The following is a 22,448-nucleotide window of genomic DNA, read 5'->3' as shown; positions in this document are numbered from 1 at the left end:
GGGGTGAGTGTTGGTGGCGGCGATCGTCGTCTTGTCGGTCGTTCTGTGTCAACGCGGTTCGGCCGAGTCCGAGCCGGTGGCCGATCCACATCTGGCGACCGGGGCGTGATCGCGTTTACGTCTTGCCGTCACCGGGAAAACGGACATGCGACAGAGGCTCCATCGCGAGACACCGACCGAAGGATCGATGAATCTGATGTCTGAGGAATTGCCCATGGAACCAGCCGAAACCGGCACGCCCGAGGCGACGCCGGATGATGCTCGACGCAAGGTCGACGAACTCGAGGAGCGGACCGTCGACGAACCCGACACGGACGAGCAGGTGGACCCTTCCGCCGCCACCGCCCGCGACGACGAGGACAACCCGGACTCCCCTGCGGCGGGGGAGTCCGAGCCGCCGGACTGAGGCCCCGCCTGATCATGACGGCAGAGACGCACATGACCACCGAGAACGACGATCCGCGGCGCGCCGGAGCGCTGCGGATCGTCGCCGAACACGGTCTTCCGGCCGCCCTGATCGAGCGCGGTGAGGACCGCTTCGAGCAGATCGCCGACGAGCTGTCACTGGAGTACCGCGGACACACCGTCACGAGGGACACCACACTGCAGATGACGCCGCGCGGTGACTTGGAGACCGTCTGGGGCACGGATGACTCGGCCGACGAGGTGATCGTGTTCGTCACCGAGATGCCGCGGCTGTACAAGCCGCGGGACGCCGACGGCAACGATCGCAGCCCACGAAATCTCGTGGTGCTGGCCGAACTCGACCGCGAACGCAACGCCGCCGTCGTCTCGCTCCCAGCTCTCGGATCTGCTCCCCGGCGAGCGCTGCGGACCTTGATCTCGACCATCGCCGAGACGGTGACCGGTGCGGGGTCCATGCGCGAGTTCGAGGAGCAGCGCGGCATCGTCGTCATCGGCGACGGCGACACCGAATACGTGTGCGCCGAAGGCTATTCGCGTCGTCTGAAGTTGATGGCCGGGATGGTTCGGGGAAATCGACCGTGGCGGTTGATCCCAACCCTCACCGGCATGACCGCCGCAGCAGCGGCCGCGGCGTCGTTCGGCATCTTCTTCTCCACGATCTGGTCGATGGCGAATGCGTTGAGTGCGTGGCGTCTCGCCGCCATCACCCTGCTGTCGTTGGTGCTCGCCTCGCTATGGCTCATCGTCAACAATCGCCTGTGGGAACGGGTGACCGTCACCGCGAAACCGCGTGCGCGCCTCTACAACATGACGACGGTGTGCACCGTCGTGTTCAGTGCGGTGGTGCTGTACGCCGGGCTGTTCCTGGCGACACTGACGGCGGCGCTCATCGTCATCGAGGAGAACTTCCTCGCCTCGCAGCTCGGATATCCGGTGGGGCTGCGCAATTACGTGTACCTGGCGTGGTTGGCGACGTCGATGGGGATCTTCGCCGGCGCCCTCGGTTCCAGTGCCGACAGCTACGACGACGTCCTGCGGGCCACCTACGGATACCGGGAGCGACTGCGCCGCCAGGCTGCCGAGGACGCCGGTCATCTCGCGGACGACGAGAAGGCCTGAGTCGCAGGGCATCAGGCAACGATCTGCAGACGATCAAGGTCGTCCGGTAGATCCGCTGCTCACTCGTACGGCGGGAAGCTGTTCTGCGACAGCAGTCGAGCGAGGTGTGCCGCGTTTCGGGCGGCGGCATGGGTGGCGGAGTCGACGGGGTCGGGAACCGAGTCGAGGTCCTTGTAGTCGCGGCCGCCCATGGCTTCGTCGTTCCAGTAGGTGTTGCCCTGTCCGGGGATCGTGAACCCGATGTCGTTGAGCGCACCGAAGACGTCGGCGATGATCTTGTGGGCGCCGTCCTCGTTGCCGACGACACCGCACATCGCCACCTTGCCCAGCATGCCGGGGCGGCCGGCGTCGTCGGTCTCGGAGATCTCGGCATCGAGACGTTCGAGAACACGCTGGGTGACGCTGGACATGTGGCCCAGCCACGTCGGGGTCGCGATCACCAGGATGTCGGCGGCCGCAACCCGTTCGAAGAGCGCGGGCCACTCGTCACCGTCGCCCATGTCTCGTTCGACTCCCGGCCGGATGTCGAAATCCACCGCCCGGACGATGTCCCCGGTCACGCCCTGCTCGGCGAGTGCGTCCAGGATGTGTCGGGCGATGAGCTCACTGCTCGATTCAGCAGGAGAGGGTTTGAGGGTGCAGTTGATGGCGAGTGCTGTGGTCATGCCACAGGGCGTACCCGCACCGACCCGGTTGCAACCCTCTCAGCCCGCGTGGTTCTCGGCGAGCATCGCCAGCCGTTTCAGGCATTCGTTGAGGCGCGGTGACATGACGGTTTCCTGGATGGTCGGCGGAATCCATCTCAGCGGCGGGGTCTCCACGAATTCCTCCATGCCGATGAGGGAACCGTCACCGTCCTTCTCGATCCTCATGCGGATCCGTGCGCGACCGAAAGGCCACCCGGCGGCCGACAATTCGAGAAGCCCGGCCTTCGACTCGACGGATTCCGTCTCGTCGTTGAGCAGGGCCGGCCACACCCCCGCCGAGTGATAGATCTTCGATCCGGGTTGCGGCCACGTGTGGTCGACGTTGCGGATGCGGGAGGCCCCGACGACCCACGAGGCGTACAGCCAGCCGTTGGACAGCACCGACCAGACCTGCGCCGGTGTGGCACTCGTATGACGTTCGACTCGGTTCATGCTCCGCTGCTCCGTTCAGTGGTGGTTGTCGGTCTTGGTCAGTCGTCGGATGATGTTGCGGTCGAATACTCTTCGCGGGAATCCGCGGAACCCGTCCGAGGCGAGGGCGGCGCGCGCGGCATTGTTGCCACAGGCGCCGTGGACCCCGCCACCGGGGTGCGCTCCCGCCCCCGCCAGGTAGAGGCGATCCACCGGCGTCGACGCACCGCCCATGTTCGGCGTCGGGCGGAAGATCAACTGCTGGAACAGTTGTGCCGTACCGCCGTTGACCGTCCCATGGACGAGATTGGCGTCGGCGGCCTGCAGGTCGTGTGGGGTCTGGACGTGCCGTCCCACGATGAGGTCGGAGACACCGGGCGCGTGGGCTTCGAGGACGGCGTCCATCCTGCGGGCCAGCAGCTGGGCCGCCTCGTCGTCGGTCACTCCGCGCGGGAGATGGCTGTAGGACCAGGCGCTTTCGGTGCCCGCGGGGGACCGGCCCGGGTCCGCGGTGGTCATCTGGCCGAAGAGCAGGAACGGATGCTCCGGGACACGGCCGGTTTCGATGTCGGCGGTCCCGTAGGCGATGTTGCGCGCGTCGGCGCCGAGGTGGATGGTGCCGGCTCCGCTGAGATTGCTACTGCGCCAAGGGATCTTCTCACGCAGGGCGTAGTTCACCTTGACCACCGGGGTGTCCCAGGCGAAGGCCCTCAGGTCGTCGAGGACGCGCGCGGGCACGTCGTCGGCCGACAGCAGCTCGGTGTAGAGCGTGGGCGCTGCCACGTCGGCGAGCACGGCGCGCTTCGCCGGCCATCGGCGGCCGGTGCTGTCCACCACCCCGGTGGCCCGCCCGCCCTGGACGTCAATCCGGGTGACGCGGGTGTCGCAGACGACGGTCACCCCGGCGCTCTCGGCGCGGCGTCGAAGGGCCGCGGGCAGTGCGCTCGCCCCGCCCACGGGTACGGGATACCCGGTGTCCTGGCCGAGCATGGTCAGCAGGTACCCCATCAATCCGCTGCCGGGTGCGTGGAGCGGGATGTCGGCGTGCAGGGAGTTGCCGATGATGAGCAGACCGGATTTCTCGCTGTGGAACAGTTCACGCACCATCTGATCGGCCGGCAGGATGAGGAACCGGGCCAGGCGCAGGGCGTCTGCCGTGCCGAGCGAGCGGAGGAGCGACAACAGCGCGCGGACCGGGGGGAACGGACCGAACAGGGTGTCGAGGATCGCGGGCCGGAGTTGCTGCCACTGCTCGACCAGGTCGAGCCAGGCGCGCCGGTCACGCTCGTCGAAGGTGGCCAGGTGCGCGGCGGTGTCGGCGGCATCGGGGAAGACGACCGGCGCGTTGACGTCGTCGGGCCCAGCGGGGTGGCCGAAGGCCAGCGGTGCGCGGCTCCACTCCAGACCGTGATCGGCGAGGTCGAGGTCGGCGAAGACCGGCGACGCCACCGCGAGCGGATAGAAGGCGCTGAACAGGTCGGTGACGTACCCGGGGGTGATCTCGGCGCTCCGGACTGCGCCGCCGACCTCGGGCTGCGCTTCGAGGAGCGTGACATCCCAGCCCGCATCGGCGAGCCGGATCGCGGCGATGAGCCCGTTGTGGCCGGCCCCGACGACCACTGCATCCGACACACTCAACGGTCGACTCCCCTCGTCCGTATCGATCTCACCCGGCCGATGTGCTCCGAGCCGGTACGCCGCGCTGTCCGGTGCGCGGGTTACCCGCGGCCCCCGACCGTAAACGCCGACGAAGAGGCGCAGCCGTGCCCGGCGATTCTGAGGGATGTGTAGCGCCGTGGCAAGCGGGTAGTCCGCACGGGTGACGAACTGGTCTGAACTCCGGTCGCTGCGCCTGGACCTGGCGTTTCCGCCCGCGCGGCTGTGGCATCCGCAGGTCTCCGATGACCGGCTTCGTCGGCGCTGCGCCGGGCGGCCGGTGGTGATCACCGGTGCCGGGGCGGGCATGGGCCGGGCACTCGCGCGGCGATTCGATCGTGCGGGTGTCGAGGTGTTCCTGAGCGATATCGACCTTCCGGCCGCGCAGGAGACGGTGCGGTTGTGCGACGCCGGTGCCCGGGTGCATCTCGACGAGGTCGATGTGTCCGACGCCGATGCGATGACCGCGTATGCCGACGCCGTCGTCGGCCGGTCCGGCCCGCCGGCCATGGTGTTCAACAATGCCGGGATCACGATGGTGGCGGGCGTTCTCGAGGAGGACGACGATTACGCGCGGCGGATCATGGCCGTGAACCTCGGCGGCGTCGTGAACGGCACCGTGGCGTTCCTCCCTCATCTACAGGCGGCCGGCGGCGGGTCGATCGTGAACACCTCCAGCGCCTTCGGATTCCTCGGTTGCCCCACGCAGTCGGCGTACTCCGCCTCGAAGTTCGCCGCGCGCGGCTACTCCGAGACCATCCAGCTACAGCTTCGTGCCGAAGGGTCCGACGTCCGCGTGCACAGTGTTCATCCCGGCGTCGTGCACACCGAGATCGCCGCCCGCGTGCTGTACGTGACGCCCGGGGTTCGGGAGTTCGTGACGCGGGGGTTCAACCGCCGCCTGCCCGGTACGCGGCCCGATGCCGCGGCAGCGGCGATCCTGCACGGGGTCCTCGACGGCCGGGACCGCATACCGGTCGGCCTCGACGCGCGAGCACTCGACGTCGGTGTCCGCGTCCTGGCCGGAGCAGTGCAGCGCCCGATCGCGACGCTGACCGGTCCGGTGTTCCGACGCATGCTGGGCGAGGCCGCGCTTGCCGGTTCGGCGCCGGCCGTCGTCCGGACCTGACAAGGCAAACCGTCGTCGGGCCCGACGACGGTCCGCTGTGTCCCGCTCAGTCGTTGTGCGAGGCCAGGTTCCGGGTGGCCGGACCTTCGAGGACCTCGCCGGTGTGGCTGAATCGCGAACCGTGCAGCGGGCAGTCCCAGGACTGCTCGGCGTCGTTCCACCGCAGCACGCCGTAGAGGTGCGTGCACAGTGGCGCGACGGACCGCGTCTGGCCCTGCACGGTGCACACGCCCTCGGGCTTCACGCCGGACCGCCCGACGCTGCCGTCGCCTTCCTTCGGTGCGCCGTCGGTCGGCTTCAGCAGCGACAGGTAGCCGGCGGCCATGTATCCCGCGACCTGCGCGTTGGCCGACACCGCCGAGGCCAGTGAACCGGGGCGGCTGATCTCGGTCGTGCGCCACGGGCGCAGGGTCGTCGACCACTGTGGTTCGGATCCGAGGATGCGACCCGTCATCGCAAGCGCCGCGGCGACACCGTTGGTCAGGCCCCATTTGGCGAAGCCGGTCGCCACCTGCACCGAGTCGACGCCGGGCAGAATCGGTCCGACATAGGGCAATTCGTCGATCGTCGTGTAGTCCTGGGCCGACCAGCGCGCGACCATCTGTGCCGAGGGGAAGTGCTTCTGGGTCCAGCTGATCAGGTCGAGGACATGCTGTCGCTCGGACTTCGTCCGGCCCACCTCGTGTCCGAAGCCACCGACCATGAGCAGTTCGTGGTCGTAACCGGGCCGGGAGACCGTCCGCAGTGAGACCGACGGGTTGTCGGAGCCGAGGTACATCTCGCCGGGGATGTCCCCGTCGACGGTGAACGCCGCGGCGTAGGACCGCTGCGGATGGACCCGGGCGAAGTAGCCGCCGCGGTCGAGGAAGGGCTGTCCGGTGGCGATGACCACCGAGTCGGCACGGACGTCACCGGCGTCGGTCGAGAGGACGTTCGGTGAGCCGTGGCGGAGGCCCTGCACACGGACGCCCTCGTAGAAGTGGCCGCCGTGTGCGCGCAGGTCGTCGGTCAGGGCACGGAGCACGACCATCGGGTCGATCTGGGCCTGACCGTCGAGGCGAATGGCAGTGCGGACGTCGAAGGGCAGCTCGGGGCAGTCGACGTGTTCGACGGGCAGGTCATGAGCGCGGCAGGCTTCGAACTCCTTCTCCACCGACTTCGCGCCGGACGCGGTGGCGGCGAAGGTGAGGGCCGCACGTTCGTCGACCTGCAGGCCGCGGTGTTCGAGATAGTGGCGCAACCAGGCCTGTCCCTCGCGGTTGGCCTCGACGTAGTCCTGTACGGCCGAGTGGCCGTGGCGGCTCGCGATCGACGACAGTCGAGTGCCCTGGAGCAGCGAGAGCTTGCCGGTGGTGTGGCCGGTCGCCGCGGCGCCCATGTGCCGGGCTTCGAGGACCGCGACCGACTGGCCCGCGCGGGCCAGCAGCAGGCCGGTCGTCAGACCGGTGATGCCACCTCCGACGATGACCTGGTCGAATCTGTCGACGACGTCGATGGGCATCGTCTCCGGGCGGACATCGGGCAGGTACTCGGGGGCTGCCTCACCTGCGGGGTCGAACCAGAGGGTTTTCATGCTGACCGGGTTTGCCCTTGCCGGAGGCGCTCAAACATCGGGGCCGGAGACGATCAAACATCGGAGCCGGCGGGCCGCCGAGCATTTCGGGTGGCGCAATCGCAGGGTAGGGTTTTCGACTGGGAATCGAAAACACATCCGGGGTGTTGCCCGGAGGGCCGGCGGCACCCTGAGCCGCGGCGAGAGGCGGTTGACATGAGCGGGTTCACTCGCGGACTGACCGGGACCGCGGAGACGGTCCGCGCCGACCTCGTGGTGGTGGGTGCCGGAATCGCCGGACTGACGGCGGCGCTGTGGGCCGCCCACGAGGGGCTCCAGGTCGTCGTGCTCAACAAGGGGCCGGGCTGGGACGTGACGAATGCGGAGCAACCCACGTCCACGTTTTACGCGCAGGGTGGTGTCGCGGTCGTGATGCCCGGCGCGGAGACGGGAAGCTCGGACAACGCCGATTCCGTTGACCGCCACCTCGCCGACACGGTCGCCGCCGGTGGCGGTCTCACCGATGCCGCGGCGTCGGGCCTCATCCTCGCCGACGGCTGGGACTCGGTGTCGGCCCTCATCGACTGGGGTGCCGAATTCGACCGGGACGCCGACGGTCTGCTCCTGCGCACCCGTGAGGGCGGCCACACCCGCCGGCGCATCATCCACGCCGGCGGCGACGCGACCGGGGCCGCGATCCAGCGCGCGCTGCACGAGGCCGTCCGGCAGACCGCCGGCGGGGACGTGCCGCCGATCCGGTTCCTCGACGACACGATTGCCACCGCGATCCACCTCGACGACGGCCGGGCGGTCGGTGTCGCGTGCCTGCGCGACGGGCGTTTCACGTCGGTCCTCGCCCCGACCGTGCTCCTCGCGACCGGCGGGGCGGGGCACCTGTACGCTGCCACCACGAATCCGGCGGGCGCCACCTGCGACGGCATCGCGCTGGCACTGCGCGCCGGGGCGCAGGTGGCCGATCTCGAGTTCATCCAGTTCCACCCGACGATGCTCTACACCGCGGGCGCGCGGGGTCGGCGGACCCTCATCAGCGAGGCGGTGCGCGGTGAGGGCGGACGGCTCGTCGACGTCGACGGCCGGTCGGTCACCGCGGGCGTCCACCCGATGGGCGATCTCGCTCCCCGCGACGTGGTGGCCGACGCGGTGCAGACCGCGATCGAGCTCACCGGGCACCCGTGCGTGTATCTCGACATCGCCGACGTCGGCGACTTCGAGACACGCTTCCCGACGGTGACCGCAGGTGTCCGCGCGGCCGGCCTCGACCCCGCGTCCGGACGGATCCCGGTCGTCCCCGGCGCGCACTATCTGTGCGGCGGGGTCGTGACCGACGAGTCGTCCCGCACCGCGGTCGACGGGTTGCTCGCGGCCGGCGAAGTCGCGCGGACCGGGCTGCACGGCGCCAATCGGCTGGCATCGAACAGCCTGCTGGAAGGCCTGGTGATGGGCCGTCGCGCGGCCGCCGTGGCAGTCGCGCGTCGCGAGATCCAGGTCCCCGAACGCGCCGAACTGAAGGCCGAGCAGCCGGTCCCCGTCCTGGACCGCGAACAGCTCCAGAACATGATGACGCGTCATGTCGCGCTACGACGGTCGGCTGCCGGTCTCGCCGAAGTCGCCGCGACGCTCGCCGCCGCGCCGCGTCGGACGGCCGACTCGGTACGCGACATCGAGGACGCGGCACTCACGCTCACCGCGTCCGCGGTCGTCGCCGCCGCTGCCGCGCGTACCGAATCCCGCGGAGCGCATGTCCGCACGGATTACCCGTTGACCGCCGACGTGGCGGAGTCGCGGGTGTTCCGGATCGTCGACGGCGAATTGCGGGAGGCCCGTCCCGTGAGCCTGCCCGGCTGAGCGGACCGGTCAAGTCGACGCCTCCGGGGTGCTGTCGGAGATAGATTGACCCCGATGACCCAGATCTCCGCAGACGGTTCGGGGCCCCAGAGCGGCCCCGATCGCGACGACCCGGATTCCCGCGCCCCTGTTCCCGGGGGCCCGGAACGAATCACCCTCGAGCTCGGACACATCACCCTGCATGCGCTCGCGTGGGGTCCCGCGGCCGGTCCGGTGGCCGTGTGCCTGCACGGATTTCCCGACTCGGCATGGACGTGGCGGCACCTCGGGCCCGAACTCGCCGGCGCCGGGTACCGCGTGGTCGCCCCGTTCACACGCGGTTACGCACCGTCGGAGATACCGGAGGACAACGACTTTCACGTTGCGGCGCTGGCCTACGATGCGCTGGCGGTTCATCGCGCGGTCGGAGCCGGCCCCGACGCCGTCCTGATCGGGCACGACTGGGGCGCGATGACGGCGAACGCGGTGGCGCACCGCGACGACAATCCGTACGCGCGGGTGATCTCGATGTCGGTCCCGCCGGTTCCGGCGGTCCGGCGCTCGATCGGCGGTGGGGTCGACGGCGTCAAGACGCTCGCGCGTCAGGCGGTGATGAGCTGGTACATCGCGTTCAATCAGCTGCCGTGGTTGCCCGAACGGACTCTCGACCGCCTCATCCCGCTCCTGTGGCGCCGCTGGCGGCTCGATTCGGCGGCGACTCCTGTCCGGCCCGACCACCGACTGGACGTCGACCACGCGCTCGCGGCGCTGCCCACACGTGCCCATCGGACAGCTGCGCTCGGGTACTACCGCGCACTCCGCAGGCTGCGGACCCATCCTCGGTACGCCGCGTTGCGGAACGACTGGCTGGGCGAACCACGTTCTCCCACATTGTATTTGCATGGTGCAGACGACGGGTGCATGCAGTCGCGTCTTGCGGACACGGTCCGCGAGGTGTTGCCGGCGGGCAGTGCGGCCGCGGTCGTCGCCGGGGCGGGCCATTTCCTGCACCTCGACCAGCCGGACGAGGTGAACGCGAGGATCCTCGCGTTCCTCGGTTCGGACGCGCGGGGCCAAGAGGGTGGCACCGGACCGGCCCGCTTCGTACACTGACCCGCGGGATCTTCACCACACCGTGGCCACCGGGGGAGGGCCACCGCAGAAGCGCATGCCGGGGGGGCTTGCCACCGGGCGGCAGGAAGCCGACGGGTACGAGAAGACGACCGTGCGCTCCACACGGGTGTGGTCGCGCGAAGATCTCGCGGCGATGCAAGGCATGAAGGGGAGTCCGTATGAACGGCGAAGGCTGTTGGTCGACGGTGGTGTGCCGGCCGACCGAACGCGCGGCGCTGGGGCTGTCGGGTGACTCCGATTGGTTGCTGCAATGCCGTCTGGCGATCGGCCATCGGGGTAATCACGCCACCGACGCGAGCACCCACCCGCGGCACGACCGCCGGTTGTGGCTCGAGTGGAACGACTTCGACGACCGCGCGCAGTCGCTCATCGAACGCAATCCGTGCCCGGTCCCGTCCCCGGAGGGCGCCGGGTGCGTGTTCTTCGCCGGGCACGGCGGCCCGCACTTCTATGCGCGCAGCAACGGCCACGCACCGTCGGTGATGACCGGCGCGAGCGCTTCCAACCCGCAGACCGTCGCGCCTGATCACGCCGTCGACCCGCTGCGTCAGCCGCCGCAGATGGGTTCGTCACGGATGGGTTCGCACCGCCTGCCCGACTCGCACCCGGCTGCCCTGCCGACGCAACACCCGGCGGCCGAGCCCGAACCGAACGAGTATCGCGGCGGACGCCGGTCGACCAATGCCGAGCCGCTGGCCGCCGAGGACTACCACGGCCGACGCCACCGGACCGACGGCTACGCCGTCGCCTACTCGCCGGCGCCGGACCCCGGCAGATCGTTCGGCGGACAGGCAGGCAGCGGCCCGGCCGGCCCGTCGGTCCGTGTCCCGGGTTCGGAGACGACGGGCATCGCGCCGGGGAACGTCCCGGCCGTGCCCGACGACCCCACCGCTCCGGGATTCGACGCGGCGCGTGTTGCCGCCATCGGGGACGCGCTCGACGAGGTCGCTGCCGCCCTGGCGAAATTGGCCGCAGCACTCCGCTCGTAGGGGCATCCGAAACACCACGACACCGCTGGTTCTCAGGGAGCAGTAGTTGGGCTCGCTCCGAGCGCAACGGGTTCTTTCCACATACGGTAGGGGGGTACCGTTTCGGGGTCGGCGGTGGTATACCTGGTCGGGCATACCCTTGAGGGGTATCCGGACGGGAGAGATCATGGACGAGCACCAGCACGGCTACATCGGCCGGAAGGACGACTATCTGCGCCGCCTGAAGCGCATCGAAGGTCAGGCGCGAGGTCTGCAGCGGATGGTGGAGGAAGACACCTACTGCATCGACATCCTGACGCAGGTGTCGGCGATGACCAAGGCGCTGCAAGCGGTCAGCCTCGGGCTCCTCGAAGAGCACATGGCTCACTGCGTCGTGCATGCCGCGCAGGAGAGCGACGAGGCCGGCAAGGCCAAGGTCGACGAGGCCATGGCCGCGATCACCCGCCTGGTCAAGTCCTGACCGTCCTTCCTGATCCATCCCCGTTGACTTCGACGATCCGAGGAGTATCCGCATGAGCACCACCAGCACCTACACCGTCACCGGCATGACCTGCGGCCACTGTGCCGCGTCCGTTCGCGAGGAGATCGAGGCGCTGCCGGGCGTGACCAGTGTCGAGGTCACCGTCGACGACGGCTCGGTGCGGGTCGCGGCCGACCGTGAACTCGGTCGAGACGAGGTCGCGGCCGCCGTCACCGAAGCCGGCTACGCACTGGTCTGACCATGAGATCCGTTGCCACCGGGCCCCTGGCCTACGTCGTCGCGCTGATCGCGGTCTTCGTGATCGCGTTCGGCGTCGGGCGTGCGTGGGGCCCCGACGTGGAGCCGGTGACTCACGACGCACCGTCACACGGCGTCGTCACCGGCGAACCGACATCCGACCCGCATGAAGGTGGTCACCCATGACCGCGAGTACCGGACAACTGGTCGACCTCGACATCACCGGCATGACCTGCGCGTCCTGCGCCAACCGCATCGAGCGCAAGCTCAACAAGATCGACGGTGTGACCGCGTCGGTGAACTACGCGACCGAACGTGCCCACGTCGAGGTACCTGCGGGTCTGGCGCCCGGCGACCTCGTCGAGGTGGTCCGCGCGGCCGGCTACGACGCATCGCCGATCGTGCCCGATTCGTCGGCCTACGCTCCGGAACACCCGGGAGCGGGGTCCGGCGATCCCGAATTGGACGGTCTCCGGCAGCGCCTGATCGTCTCCGCGATCCTCTCGGTGCCGGTGATCGCGCTCGCGATGATCCCGGCGCTCCAGTTCACGTACTGGCAGTGGTTGTCCCTGACGCTCGCCGCGCCGGTCGTCGTGTGGGGGGCCTACCCGTTCCACCGCGCAGCGTGGATCAACCTGCGCCACGGCGCCACGACGATGGACACCCTCGTGTCCGTCGGCACCCTCGCGGCGTTCGGATGGTCGCTGTACGCGCTGTTCCTCGGCACCGCGGGCACGCCCGGGCTCACCCACGGATTCGACCTGCTGCCCCAGCGGACCGACGGATCGTCGCACATCTACCTCGAGGCCGCGGCCGGCGTCACGACCTTCCTACTGGCCGGCCGCTATTTCGAGAAGCGCGCCAAGCGGCGGGCCGGTGACGCACTCGCCGCGCTGATGGACCTTGGGGCCAAGGACGTCGTCGTCCGACGGTCCGACGGTGCCGAGTCCCGAATCCCCATCGCGCAGTTGGCGGTCGGCGACGAGTTCGTGGTCCGGCCCGGTGAGAAGATCGCCACCGACGGAGTCGTCGTCGACGGTGCGTCGGCGGTCGACGCGTCGATGGTGTCCGGCGAATCCGTACCGGTCGAGGTCACCTCCGGCGACTCGGTGGTCGGCGCGACCGTCAACACCAGCGGTCTGCTCGTCGTGCGTGCGACCGCTGTCGGTTCCGACACCGCGCTCGCCCAGATGGCCCGCATGGTGACGGCGGCGCAAGAGGGCAAGGCCGACGTCCAGCGACTGGCCGACCGGATCTCGTCGGTGTTCGTCCCGATCGTGATCGCGATCTCGCTTGCGACCCTGGGCTTCTGGCTCGGCGTGGCGTCCACGACCGACTTCGCCGGTGGCGATGTGACCTTCGCGTTCACCGCCGCCGTCGCGGTCCTCATCATCGCGTGCCCGTGCGCGCTCGGACTCGCCACTCCGACGGCCCTGATGGTCGGTACCGGGCGAGGGGCACAGCTGGGCATCCTGCTGAAGGGCCCGGAGGTGTTGGAATCGACGCGACGCGTCGACACGATCGTGCTGGACAAGACCGGCACCGTGACGACGGGTGAGATGTCGCTGTCCGGGATCACCGTGGCCGACGGCTATGCGCGCGAACAGGTCCTGGGCTGGGCGGCATCGGTGGAGTCGGGATCGGAACACCCGATCGCGGCGGCCATCGTCGACGCGGGACGCGACCACATCGACGCCCGCGTCCGAGATTTCGTGTCCACGCAGGGCGCCGGTGTCGCCGGGATCGTCGGCGACCGGTTCGTGACAGTGGTGTCGCCGAACACGATCGACGCGCCGCTACCACCGTCGCTCGACGATGCGGTGGTCGTCGCGGAGTCCGACGGCGCAACCGCGGTCGTCGTCCTGATCGCTGAGCATTCCTCCGAAGAACCTGCCGGACAACCTGTTCCCGTCGCGGTTCTCGTGGTGGCGGACCAGGTCAAACCCTCATCGGCCGCGGCGATCTCCGAGTTCCGGCGACTGGGTCTGACTCCGATGTTGCTCACCGGCGACAACGAGGGCGCCGCCCGGGCCGTGGCGTCGAGCGTCGGCATCGACGACGTCACCGCCGGGGTCAGTCCGAAGCGGAAGCTCGAGGTCATCGCCGAACTGCAGGAGCAGGGCCACGTGGTGGCGATGGTCGGGGACGGGATCAACGACGCCGCGGCGCTCGCGCAGGCGGATCTCGGCCTCGCGATGGGTACCGGCACCGACGTCGCGATGGCCGCCAGCGATCTGACGATCGTGAGCGGTGACCTGCGCGCGGTGGCCGATGCCATTGCTCTGGCGCGTCGAACCCTCGGCACCATCAAGGGAAACCTGTTCTGGGCCTTCGGGTACAACGTCGCGGCCATTCCTCTCGCCGCCGCCGGGATGCTGAATCCCATGATCGCCGGCGCGGCCATGGCGCTCTCGTCGGTGTTCGTCGTCGGCAACAGCCTGCGACTCCGCGGGTTCACGCCGCGGCGCTGAGTGGAAACCGCCCTCGCCGGCGACGCCGACGACTCTTCGTCGTCTGTGGTCCGCCGGCGGGCGGTTTTCGATCGGGTGCCCGACCGTCAGGCGCTGGTGGCGACCCGCGCCGCTGCGTGCCGCCCGGCGCGCCGGCCGAAGTAGGAGCCCTCGCCCAATTGCGTTCCGCTGCAGTATCCCTTGCAGTCCTGCGCGATGTTGGTGGCACTGGCCCCGGCGGCGTAGAGCCCAGGGATGACGGTGCCCGACTCGTCGAGCACCTCGCCGTCGAGTGACGTCGCCATACCGCCCATGGTGAACCCGGCGTACATCGCCTTGCCGAGCGACAGGTCGTATGCCGCCCACGGTCCGGTGTCCTGGGGCTCGAGGAACTCGGGTGCCTTGTGGAAGTCGGGGTCTTCCTTCTTCGCGGCGTTCTCGTTGTAGCGGGCCATGGTCGCCTGCAGCTTGCCCTCGGGGATTCCGAGGTCCCGCTCCATCTCCTCGATGGTCTCCCAGCCGTCGATCAACGGGACCAGGTAGTTCTGCTTCTCGTTCATGTGCGACTCGTTGACGATGAGATAAGCCACCGAATCCGGCTGCTCGAGAACGAATCCCGATGTCCGCGCATGGTAGGAGTCCTCGGTGACGAACCGCTCGCCGAATTTGTTCACGATGACGCCCATGACCATGCTGGCGGGCGGGTAGATCGGCGCGGTGATGAACGCCTTGTCCATGTATTTCAGTGCGGCGCCGACCGATCGGCCCATGCGCAGGCCGAGGCCGTCGTCGTAGGTGTTGCCGAGCACGAACGGCTTCTCGGCGAGATGCGGGGTGTGTTCGGCGACCATGTCGGGGTTCATCACGAAACCGCCGGCGGCGATGATCACCGAGTCCGCGCGTATGACGCCCTCGGCGTCGGGCGTCTTCCACATCACGCCGACGACCGCACCCTGCTCGTCGACGACCAACTGGCGGGCGCCGGTCTCGTACCGGACCTCGGCACCCAGCTCATCGAGGCGGGTGACGAGCAGATCGATGACCAGCTTCGCGCCCCCGGTCTCCCCGGGGACCGGGACCTTGTGGCCGCGCGGTGCGGGGACGGCCTGGTTCTTGAACGGCCAGACCTTCTCGTTGCCGGTGAACATCAGTCCCTCGGTGCCGGGCTGGATCACGGCCTTCTCCGGATAGAAGCTGCGCTCGAAGGTGAAGCCGAGCCCTTCGAGCCAGTTGAAGTGATCGACGCTGTCGACGCAGTAGGCGTGGATCTTGTCGGCCTCGGGTTCGATCGACACGGCGGTGAGGTACTTCTCCATCTCCTCGACGGAGTCGTCCTGGCCCGTGGCCTGCTGTACTGCGGTCCCGCCGCCGAGGTAGAAGAACCCACCGGAGAGCGAGGTGGTGCCGCCGGGCGCGGCGGCGCGCTCGAGCAACAGCACACGCGCGCCGTTGGCAGCGGCCTCGGCGGCGGCGCATCCGCCGGCGATGCCGAATCCGATCACGACGACGTCGACCTCGTCGGAGAACTCGCTCACCGAATCGACTGCGACGGTCTCGGGGATCTCGGTGCTGGTAGCCATGCCGCTCAGATTAGCGGACAAACTAGAACCTGTTCTAGTCTTGGTAACGATTCGTCGACGGGGTGCCGTCGGTGGTCACCGGCCGGTCTCGGACCATCAGATACACGGCATATTCACAGGGTTCTCCGGTACCAAGGGATATGGCCTCCATCACGACGCGTCACGCATCCTCGCCGGCTCCTGCGCTGGCGGGCGTGGTAGCCGTCGGCGCGGCTCTCGCCGCGGGCGAACTGGCCGCCGTCCCGATCTCGCCCGACTCCTCCCCGTACTTCGCGGTCGGATCGTCGGTCGTCGACCATTCGCCCGAGGCCGTACGCAAGTGGGCCATCGAGACGTTCGGCGTCAACGACAAGCTCGCACTGTTCATCGGGATGGGCATCATCATCGCGGTACTCGCGGCGGCATGCGGATACCTCGAACGACGACGACCTCCACTCGGCTCGGTGATCATCGGAGCTTTCGGGGTGGTCGGGATGCTGGCCGCACTCAACCGTCCCGATGCCGGTTGGACGCACGCACTGCCGTCGATCATCGCCGGCGTCGTCGGGATCGTCGTGCTGCGCGTCCTCATCGCGCAGCTACGTCCCAAGGGGGCGGAGTCCCCCGAGGCGGATCCCGACGCCGCGGGCGACGAGCCCACATCGGCTGTGCGGTCGGGTTTCTCGCGCCGCTTCGTGCTCACCGCCGGCGGTATCGCGGCCGCCGCGGTGGTCGTCGGTGTCGTGGCCCGGCGAGTGCTCGCCGACACTGCGGGCGTCGTCGCCGACCGTGCCCGAGTGCTGTTGCCGCGTGCGGCGAGCCAGGCGCCGCCGATCCCGGCCGGTGCGCAGCTCGAGCTCTCGGGTGCAACCCCGTTCATGACCAGCAACGCCGACTTCTACCGCATCGACACCGCGTTGCAGGTTCCGACGCTCACGACCGACGAGTGGCGACTGCGAATCCACGGTGACGTCGACCGTGAGGTGACCCTGTCCTGGGATGACCTGCTCGCCATGCCGATGACCGAGCGGATCATCACGCTCGCCTGCGTGTCGAACGAGGTCGGCGGCGATCTCGTCGGCAACGCCAAGTGGCTGGGGGTGCCGATGCGCGAGGTCCTCGACCTCGCCGGGGTGAGGCCCGGGGCGGACATGCTGCTGTCCACGAGCGTGGACGGATGGACTTGCGGCACTCCGATTTCGACGGTCACCGACGGGCGCGACGCGCTTCTCGCCGTCGGGATGAACGGCTCGCCGCTTCCCCTCGAGCACGGATACCCGGTCCGGCAGGTGGTGCCGGGACTGTACGGGTACGTCTCGGCGACCAAATGGGTCATCGACTGGGAGATCACGCGGTTCTCCGAGGCCAAGGCCTACTGGACGACCCGCGGGTGGTCAGCGCTCGGCCCGATCAAGATGGCGTCGCGCTTCGACCGTCCGGCCGATGGCACCGAGCATCCGGCCGGGGAGGTCGTCGTGGCCGGCACCGCATGGGCCCAGCACACGGGCGTCGAGCGCGTCGAGGTGCGCGTCGACCAGGGGCCATGGCAACCCGCGGAGTTGACGACGGAGTACAGCATCGACACGTGGCGGCAATGGCGGTTCGCCTGGCAGGCGACCAAGGGCAACCACACCCTCGAGTGCCGGGCGATCGACAAGCAGGGCAAGCCGCAGATCGAGCGCTATCAGGCACCGGCACCCGACGGCGCGAGCGGACTCGACGACCGCACCTACACCATCGTCTGAGGCGGTACGGAGCCCGAGGCCGGAAAGACTCAGCAGGCCGGCGGGACGACACCTGTACAGACATGTGTCCAGAAATGGCGAAAACCGCAGCGTCAAGGGTGGAGTGAGGTATCTGACTCACCTGAGCTGTCGCTGAGAGCGCATGTTATGTTCATCGCACCTTTATGTGAGCCGGGTGACAGCCATCCTGTCCCATCCGAGCACCTCGTGACCTGCGTCAGGTCGTCCGCTGCGCCCACACATGGCGGAGCTGCACGATCTGGAAGCGGGTCACCTCGTTGACAAGACGCGCCGAGTCCTGGCGCCGAACCGCGGCGCTGCTCGATGGCGCCGGACCAGACAGGTGAGATAGATGACAGTGGGTGTCGTGCGCGAGACGGCCGAGGGAGAGCGCCGGGTGGCGCTGGTCCCGAAGGTCGTCGCCGCGCTGGTGGGCAAGGGTGTGCCCGTCGTGGTGGAGTCGGGGGCCGGTCTCGGCGCCCTGATCCCCGACGAGGCGTACACCGAGGCCGGTGCGACGATCGGCGATCCATATGGGTCCGATGTGGTCCTGAGGGTGTCGCCGCCGTCGGATGCGGAGATCGCGAAGCTGCGGAGCGGGCAGAAGCTGATCGGCTTTCTCGCGCCGCGCAACGCCGACAATCAGATCGCCACGTTGCGGGAAGCAGGCGTGGAGGCGTACGCGGTGGAAGCCATTCCGCGTATCTCGCGCGCCCAGGTGATGGACGCGCTGAGTTCGCAGGCGAATGTCGCAGGTTACAAGTCGGTCGTGGTGGCCGCGGATGTGTCGACGCGGTTCTTCCCGATGCTGACCACGGCGGCCGGCACGGTGAAGCCGGCGACGGTGCTGGTCCTGGGTGTCGGTGTGGCCGGGCTGCAGGCCTTGGCCACGGCCAAGCGTCTGGGTGCGCGGACCACCGGTTACGACGTGCGTCCCGAGGTCGCCGAGCAGGTCCGTTCGGTCGGCGCGCAGTGGCTCGATCTGGGCATCGACGCCGCCGGTGAGGGCGGGTACGCCCGTGAGCTCACCGACGACGAGCGAGCACAGCAGCAGCAGGCCCTCGAAGACGCGATCAAGGGTTTCGACGTGGTGATCACCACTGCGCTGGTGCCGGGTCGTCCGGCTCCGCGCCTGGTGACCGCGGCTGCGGTCGAGGGTATGAAGCCGGGCAGTGTCGTCGTCGACCTCGCCGGTGAGACCGGCGGAAACTGTGAGCTGACCGAGCCGGGTCAGACCGTCGTCAAACACGACGTCACCATCGCCGCACCGCTGAACCTGCCTGCCACGATGCCCGAGCATGCCAGCGAGCTGTACTCGAAGAACCTGCTGGCGCTGATCGAGCTGATGCTCGACGACAACGGCTCCATCACACCGGATTTCGACGACGAGGTCGTCGCGGCCGCGTGTGTCACCCGTACCGAGCAGGAGGTGTCTGCCTGATGTATGCCGGTCTTCTCGCGAATCTCGCGATCCTGGTGCTCGCCGGGTTCGTCGGCTTCGCTGTCATCTCCAAGGTCCCCAACACCCTGCACACCCCGTTGATGTCGGGCACCAACGCCATTCACGGCATCGTCGTGTTGGGCGCACTGGTCGTGCTGGGCAAGTTGCCCGCCGACGCCGGCTGGGGTGTGCGCATCATCGCGTTCGTCGCGCTGGTGTTCGGCACGCTCAACGTCATCGGTGGCTTCGCGGTCACCGACCGGATGCTGGGCATGTTCAAGGGTAAGAAAGAGGTGGCCAAGTGAACGGCTCCCCAGAGACTTCTGTGTCACAGCTGGTACTCGCGGCGGGCGCGCACACCCCGAGTGAGGGCGTCGGCTACCTGGTGACCGCGCTCTACATCGTCTCGTTCTCCCTGTTCATCTACGGTCTGATGGGTCTGACCGGACCGAAGACCGCGGTGCGTGGCAACTGGATCGCCGCCGTGGGCATGGGTCTGGCGGTTGCCGCGACGCTGCTCTACGTGTGGAACGAGGGGGCGGTCGGTTCCGACGGGCACTCCACCGAGGGCGTGCCCACGATCAACTGGGTGCTCATCGCCGTCGGTCTGATTCTCGGTGTGGCGCTGGGAATCCCGCCCGCACTCAAGACCAAGATGACGGCCATGCCGCAGCTGGTGGCGCTGTTCAACGGCGTCGGTGGTGGCACCGTTGCGCTGATCGCGTGGGCCGAGTTCATCGAGACCTCCGGGTTCTCGTCGTTCCACAACGTCGAACCGGCGTCGCCGCTGGTGATCGGTTCGCTGATCGCCGCGATCATCGGGTCGGTCTCGTTCTGGGGATCGCTGGTGGCCTTCGCGAAGCTGCAGGAGATCATGCCCAAGGGGCTGGAGAAGACCTTCGTCTCCAACGCGAAGCTGTTCCAGGCCGCCAACATCGTGCTGCTGATCGTGGCGCTGGGGCTGGCGATCTACCTCGGTGTCGACGCCTCCAACGGTGGCGGCGCGAGTGTCTGGTGGATGGTCGGGGTCCTGGTCGCCGCGGGCGTGATGGGTCTGTTCGTGGTGTTCCCCATCGGTGGTGCGGACATGCCGGTGGTCATCTCACTGCTCAATGCGATGACCGGTCTGTCGGCTGCGGCCGCGGGTATCGCGCTGGACAACACGGCTCTGATCGTGGCCGGCATGATCGTCGGCGCCTCGGGTTCGATCCTGACCAACCTCATGGCCAAGGCGATGAACCGGTCGATCCCGGCGATCGTGTTCGGTTCGTTCGGTGGCGGCGATGCTGCTGCCGCGGGCGGCCCGGGTTCGGCCGGCGGCACGGTCAAGGCGACCTCGGCTGCCGACGCCGCGATCCAGATGGCGTACGCCAACCAGGTCATCGTCGTCCCGGGTTACGGTCTGGCCGTGGCGCAGGCCCAGCACGCGGTCAAGGAGATGGCGAAGCTGTTGGAGGCCAAGGGTGTCGAGGTCAAATACGCGATCCACCCGGTCGCCGGTCGCATGCCCGGTCACATGAACGTGCTGCTCGCCGAGGCCGACGTCGAGTACGACTCGATGAAGGAAATGGACGACATCAACGGTGAGTTCAGCCGGACCGACGTTGCCATCGTCATCGGCGCCAACGACGTCACCAACCCCGCGGCGCGCAACGACCCGAGCAGCCCGATCCACGGGATGCCGATCCTCAACGTCGACGAGGCGCGATCGACCATCGTGCTCAAGCGGTCGATGAGTTCGGGTTACGCCGGCATCGAGAACCCGCTGTTCTTCGCCGACGGCACCAGCATGCTCTTCGGCGACGCCAAGAAGAGCGTCGACAGCGTCATCGAGGAACTCAAGGCGCTCTAGCGTTTTCACGTTTCTCCCCGAGGCCCCGGCAACCGTTCTGGTTGCCGGGGCCTCGCCGTTTCCCACACGGCGCTGTTGCGCAGCCCGGGCACACCCATCGAGCAGGAATCGAGAAGCCGCCGGCTGCGCCATCGTCGTACTGTCGGTGCATCGCCTGATCTCAACGGAGGAAAACATGTCTCTGTCACTTCGGTCCCTGTCGCTCTGGTACCAGCGAAAGACCAACGAGCGCACCGTCGCCCGCATCCGCAAGAAGTCCGGATCGATGTGGGGGATGGAGATGCTCATTCTACGCACGACCGGTCGACGCTCAGGTCTCGTGCGCGAGACACCACTCAGCTGGTTCCCCGACGGCGACGACTGGCTGGTCGTCGCATCGGGCGGCGGCAAGCGGAATCCGGACTGGTTCGCCAACCTGACCGCCCATCCCGATGGCGTGTCGGTCGAGCGGCACGGGGAGGCCCCGGTGCCGGTGACGCCGGTCGTACTCGACGCTGCTGAGCGGGAGATCGCGTGGAACACGGTGGTCGAGGCGCAGCCGCGATACGCGAAGTATCAAAAGAAGTCGTCGCGTGAGTATCCGCTCGTGAGGCTCGTCGCGCGTTCGTGATCGATGGTCCGAAACGGGGGCGGTAGGAGCTGGGCGCGCCAGCAGGTCGGCGCGGTCAACGGGCAACTCGAGAGTGTTCCGCGGAACCCTGGTGACCTCGGATTGAGTCCCGAAAGATTGTCGGTGCCCGGCGATATCTTGTTGCTGTACTTCTCGTTCGGTTCTGGGGGTTGCTGTGGGGGTCAGTGCTTTTCGTTCCGGTGGAGATGTGTCGTCGATGTTCGATGGTGCGGATCCTGAGTCGTTGTCGGATGAGGTGCTCGAGGCTCGGGTGCTGGGGTATGCCGCGCAGATCACGGCGCTGACAGCGAACTTCCTTGAACTGATAGCGGAACTGGATGGGCGGGAGTCGTGGCGGGGGCCGGGGATTCATTCACTGGCGCACTGGTTGTCGTGGAAGGCCGGCATAGCACCGCGAACGGCGCATGAGCAGTTGAGGGTCGCCAAAGCGTTACGAGAATTGCCGGCGATCCGCACCGCGTTTCGCGAAGGCCGGCTGACGTATTCGAAGGTCCGCGCCCTGACACGGGTGGCTACGCCTGAACGTGAGCAGGAGTTGGTGAATCTGGCGTTGTCGGCGACGGCGAGTCAGTTGGATCGGGCGGTGCGGGCGATGGGCCAGGTCGACCGCAACTGTGGCGTCGAAGACGAAAGCCGGCCGCCGGTGGAGTCGAGGGGCCGGTGGAAGTGGAACGATGACGGGTCGTTGTCGGTGTCATTGACGTTGAGTCCGTTGGATGGTGCGCGGTTCCTTGCTGGGACGGTGCGGGCGGAGTATGAACGCACCCGGACCTGCGATGACCCGGATCTGCCCACTGTGGAGAGTGTTCCGCGGAACACTGACGCCGGTTCGGCACCTGAGGATTCGGAGGTGGTTCCGTCTCGGCGTCGGGATCTGTGGCGGCAGGTGCCGTCGAATGTTGCGCCGGCGGTGGTGGCGATGGCTGACATGGTGCATGACGGGATCGCGATGCCCGGTCTTGCGCCGGGTGCGGAGATCCTGATTCATGCCGGTGACGGGGTGGAGTCGGCTCATCTCGATGACGGTCCGGCGTTGTCGGAGGCCGAGGTGGACGAAGCCCGGTGCGGGGCGTCGACGCGGGAT

The 22,448-nt window shown here is 68.3% G+C and carries 22 protein-coding genes; 17 read left to right on the top strand and 5 right to left on the bottom strand.

Features of this window, described 5'->3' with window-relative positions; all coding sequences use genetic code 11:
• Nucleotides 1-7 precede the first annotated feature (7 nt).
• From JW364_RS24560 to JW364_RS19850, 3 genes are all read left to right on the top strand, one after another.
• Nucleotides 8-109 (top strand): DUF6766 family protein, encoded by a 102-nt coding sequence (locus JW364_RS24560; RefSeq protein ID WP_307814814.1) that lies wholly within the window; start codon nucleotides 8-10, stop codon nucleotides 107-109.
• 87 nt (nucleotides 110-196) lie between these two features.
• Nucleotides 197-406, top strand: coding sequence for a hypothetical protein (locus tag JW364_RS19855; protein ID WP_058253814.1), 210 nt, complete (start codon nucleotides 197-199; stop codon nucleotides 404-406).
• Nucleotides 407-438: 32 nt separating this feature from the next.
• Complete coding sequence (locus JW364_RS19850) at nucleotides 439-1,545, top strand: hypothetical protein (RefSeq protein ID WP_068971066.1); 1,107 nt, start codon at nucleotides 439-441, stop codon at nucleotides 1,543-1,545.
• Between the two features lie 59 nt (nucleotides 1,546-1,604).
• Here JW364_RS19850 and JW364_RS19845 read toward each other — a convergent pair whose 3' ends face one another.
• The 3 genes from JW364_RS19845 to JW364_RS19835 are packed head-to-tail and all read right to left on the bottom strand — an operon-like array spanning nucleotide 1,605 to nucleotide 4,301.
• Nucleotides 1,605-2,210: a flavodoxin family protein gene (locus JW364_RS19845; protein ID WP_058253793.1), complete on the bottom strand. Its 606-nt coding sequence runs from the start codon at nucleotides 2,208-2,210 to the stop codon at nucleotides 1,605-1,607.
• Nucleotides 2,211-2,249: 39 nt separating this feature from the next.
• Nucleotides 2,250-2,684, bottom strand: coding sequence for an SRPBCC family protein (locus JW364_RS19840; RefSeq protein ID WP_078112603.1), 435 nt, complete (start codon nucleotides 2,682-2,684; stop codon nucleotides 2,250-2,252).
• A gap of 15 nt (nucleotides 2,685-2,699) precedes the next feature.
• Entirely contained in the window at nucleotides 2,700-4,301 is a 1,602-nt protein-coding gene (locus JW364_RS19835; protein ID WP_078112604.1) for an NAD(P)/FAD-dependent oxidoreductase, read from the bottom strand.
• A gap of 298 nt (nucleotides 4,302-4,599) precedes the next feature.
• Between JW364_RS19835 and JW364_RS19830 the strand changes: the two genes are divergently transcribed.
• Entirely contained in the window at nucleotides 4,600-5,448 is an 849-nt protein-coding gene (locus JW364_RS19830; RefSeq protein WP_083229381.1) for an SDR family oxidoreductase, read from the top strand.
• Nucleotides 5,449-5,494: 46 nt separating this feature from the next.
• Here the strand turns inward: JW364_RS19830 and JW364_RS19825 are convergent, their stop codons facing one another.
• Nucleotides 5,495-7,021 (bottom strand): FAD-dependent oxidoreductase, encoded by a 1,527-nt coding sequence (locus JW364_RS19825; RefSeq protein ID WP_068971064.1) that lies wholly within the window; start codon nucleotides 7,019-7,021, stop codon nucleotides 5,495-5,497.
• A gap of 195 nt (nucleotides 7,022-7,216) precedes the next feature.
• Here JW364_RS19825 and nadB point away from each other — a divergent pair, with 195 nt between their 5' ends.
• From nadB to JW364_RS19790, 7 genes are all read left to right on the top strand, one after another.
• A complete protein-coding gene (gene nadB / locus JW364_RS19820) occupies nucleotides 7,217-8,866 on the top strand; it encodes an L-aspartate oxidase (RefSeq protein WP_068971063.1) in 1,650 nt (549 codons plus the stop codon).
• 54 nt (nucleotides 8,867-8,920) lie between these two features.
• Complete coding sequence (locus JW364_RS19815; RefSeq protein WP_068971062.1) at nucleotides 8,921-9,958, top strand: alpha/beta fold hydrolase; 1,038 nt, start codon at nucleotides 8,921-8,923, stop codon at nucleotides 9,956-9,958.
• Between the two features lie 179 nt (nucleotides 9,959-10,137).
• Nucleotides 10,138-10,968: a hypothetical protein gene (locus JW364_RS19810; protein ID WP_068971061.1), complete on the top strand. Its 831-nt coding sequence runs from the start codon at nucleotides 10,138-10,140 to the stop codon at nucleotides 10,966-10,968.
• Nucleotides 10,969-11,134: 166 nt separating this feature from the next.
• Nucleotides 11,135-11,428 carry a metal-sensitive transcriptional regulator gene (locus tag JW364_RS19805; RefSeq protein WP_004020389.1) on the top strand — a complete coding sequence of 98 codons (294 nt, stop codon included), beginning with the start codon at nucleotides 11,135-11,137 and terminating at the stop codon, nucleotides 11,426-11,428.
• A gap of 52 nt (nucleotides 11,429-11,480) precedes the next feature.
• On the top strand, nucleotides 11,481-11,687 hold the full coding sequence (locus tag JW364_RS19800; RefSeq protein WP_010843166.1) for a heavy-metal-associated domain-containing protein: 207 nt from the start codon (nucleotides 11,481-11,483) through the stop codon (nucleotides 11,685-11,687).
• 2 nt (nucleotides 11,688-11,689) lie between these two features.
• Nucleotides 11,690-11,872 (top strand): hypothetical protein, encoded by a 183-nt coding sequence (locus JW364_RS19795; protein ID WP_068971060.1) that lies wholly within the window; start codon nucleotides 11,690-11,692, stop codon nucleotides 11,870-11,872.
• Complete coding sequence (locus tag JW364_RS19790) at nucleotides 11,869-14,157, top strand: cation-translocating P-type ATPase (RefSeq protein WP_068971059.1); 2,289 nt, start codon at nucleotides 11,869-11,871, stop codon at nucleotides 14,155-14,157. Before JW364_RS19795 ends, JW364_RS19790 begins: the two co-directional genes overlap by 4 nt.
• Nucleotides 14,158-14,243: 86 nt before the next feature.
• Here JW364_RS19790 and JW364_RS19785 read toward each other — a convergent pair whose 3' ends face one another.
• Nucleotides 14,244-15,716, bottom strand: a complete 1,473-nt coding sequence (locus JW364_RS19785; protein WP_068971058.1) for an FAD-binding protein — start codon at nucleotides 15,714-15,716, stop codon at nucleotides 14,244-14,246.
• Nucleotides 15,717-15,856: 140 nt separating this feature from the next.
• Here JW364_RS19785 and JW364_RS19780 point away from each other — a divergent pair, with 140 nt between their 5' ends.
• The 6 genes from JW364_RS19780 to JW364_RS19755 form a co-directional block, all read left to right on the top strand.
• Nucleotides 15,857-17,440, top strand: a complete 1,584-nt coding sequence (locus JW364_RS19780) for a molybdopterin-dependent oxidoreductase (RefSeq protein WP_068971057.1) — start codon at nucleotides 15,857-15,859, stop codon at nucleotides 17,438-17,440.
• A 352-nt stretch (nucleotides 17,441-17,792) separates the two neighbouring features.
• Nucleotides 17,793-18,881: a Re/Si-specific NAD(P)(+) transhydrogenase subunit alpha gene (locus JW364_RS19775; RefSeq protein ID WP_058253805.1), complete on the top strand. Its 1,089-nt coding sequence runs from the start codon at nucleotides 17,793-17,795 to the stop codon at nucleotides 18,879-18,881.
• Nucleotides 18,881-19,186: an NAD(P) transhydrogenase subunit alpha gene (locus JW364_RS19770; RefSeq protein WP_058253806.1), complete on the top strand. Its 306-nt coding sequence runs from the start codon at nucleotides 18,881-18,883 to the stop codon at nucleotides 19,184-19,186. Before JW364_RS19775 ends, JW364_RS19770 begins: the two co-directional genes overlap by 1 nt.
• Before the next feature lie 20 nt (nucleotides 19,187-19,206).
• Nucleotides 19,207-20,733, top strand: a complete 1,527-nt coding sequence (locus JW364_RS19765) for an NAD(P)(+) transhydrogenase (Re/Si-specific) subunit beta (protein WP_068971056.1) — start codon at nucleotides 19,207-19,209, stop codon at nucleotides 20,731-20,733.
• A 175-nt stretch (nucleotides 20,734-20,908) separates the two neighbouring features.
• Nucleotides 20,909-21,343 carry a nitroreductase family deazaflavin-dependent oxidoreductase gene (locus tag JW364_RS19760; RefSeq protein WP_068971055.1) on the top strand — a complete coding sequence of 145 codons (435 nt, stop codon included), beginning with the start codon at nucleotides 20,909-20,911 and terminating at the stop codon, nucleotides 21,341-21,343.
• A 217-nt stretch (nucleotides 21,344-21,560) separates the two neighbouring features.
• Nucleotides 21,561-22,448 (top strand): DUF222 domain-containing protein (locus JW364_RS19755; RefSeq protein WP_205334161.1); only part of this gene is annotated, 888 nt, incomplete at its 3' end.

The organism is Gordonia sp. BP-119 (assembly GCF_016924115.1).
GTDB classification, from domain to species: domain Bacteria; phylum Actinomycetota; class Actinomycetes; order Mycobacteriales; family Mycobacteriaceae; genus Gordonia; species Gordonia hongkongensis.
The sequence above is the reverse complement of the archived record's forward strand: the minus strand, read 5'-3'. Positions and strand labels throughout refer to the sequence as shown.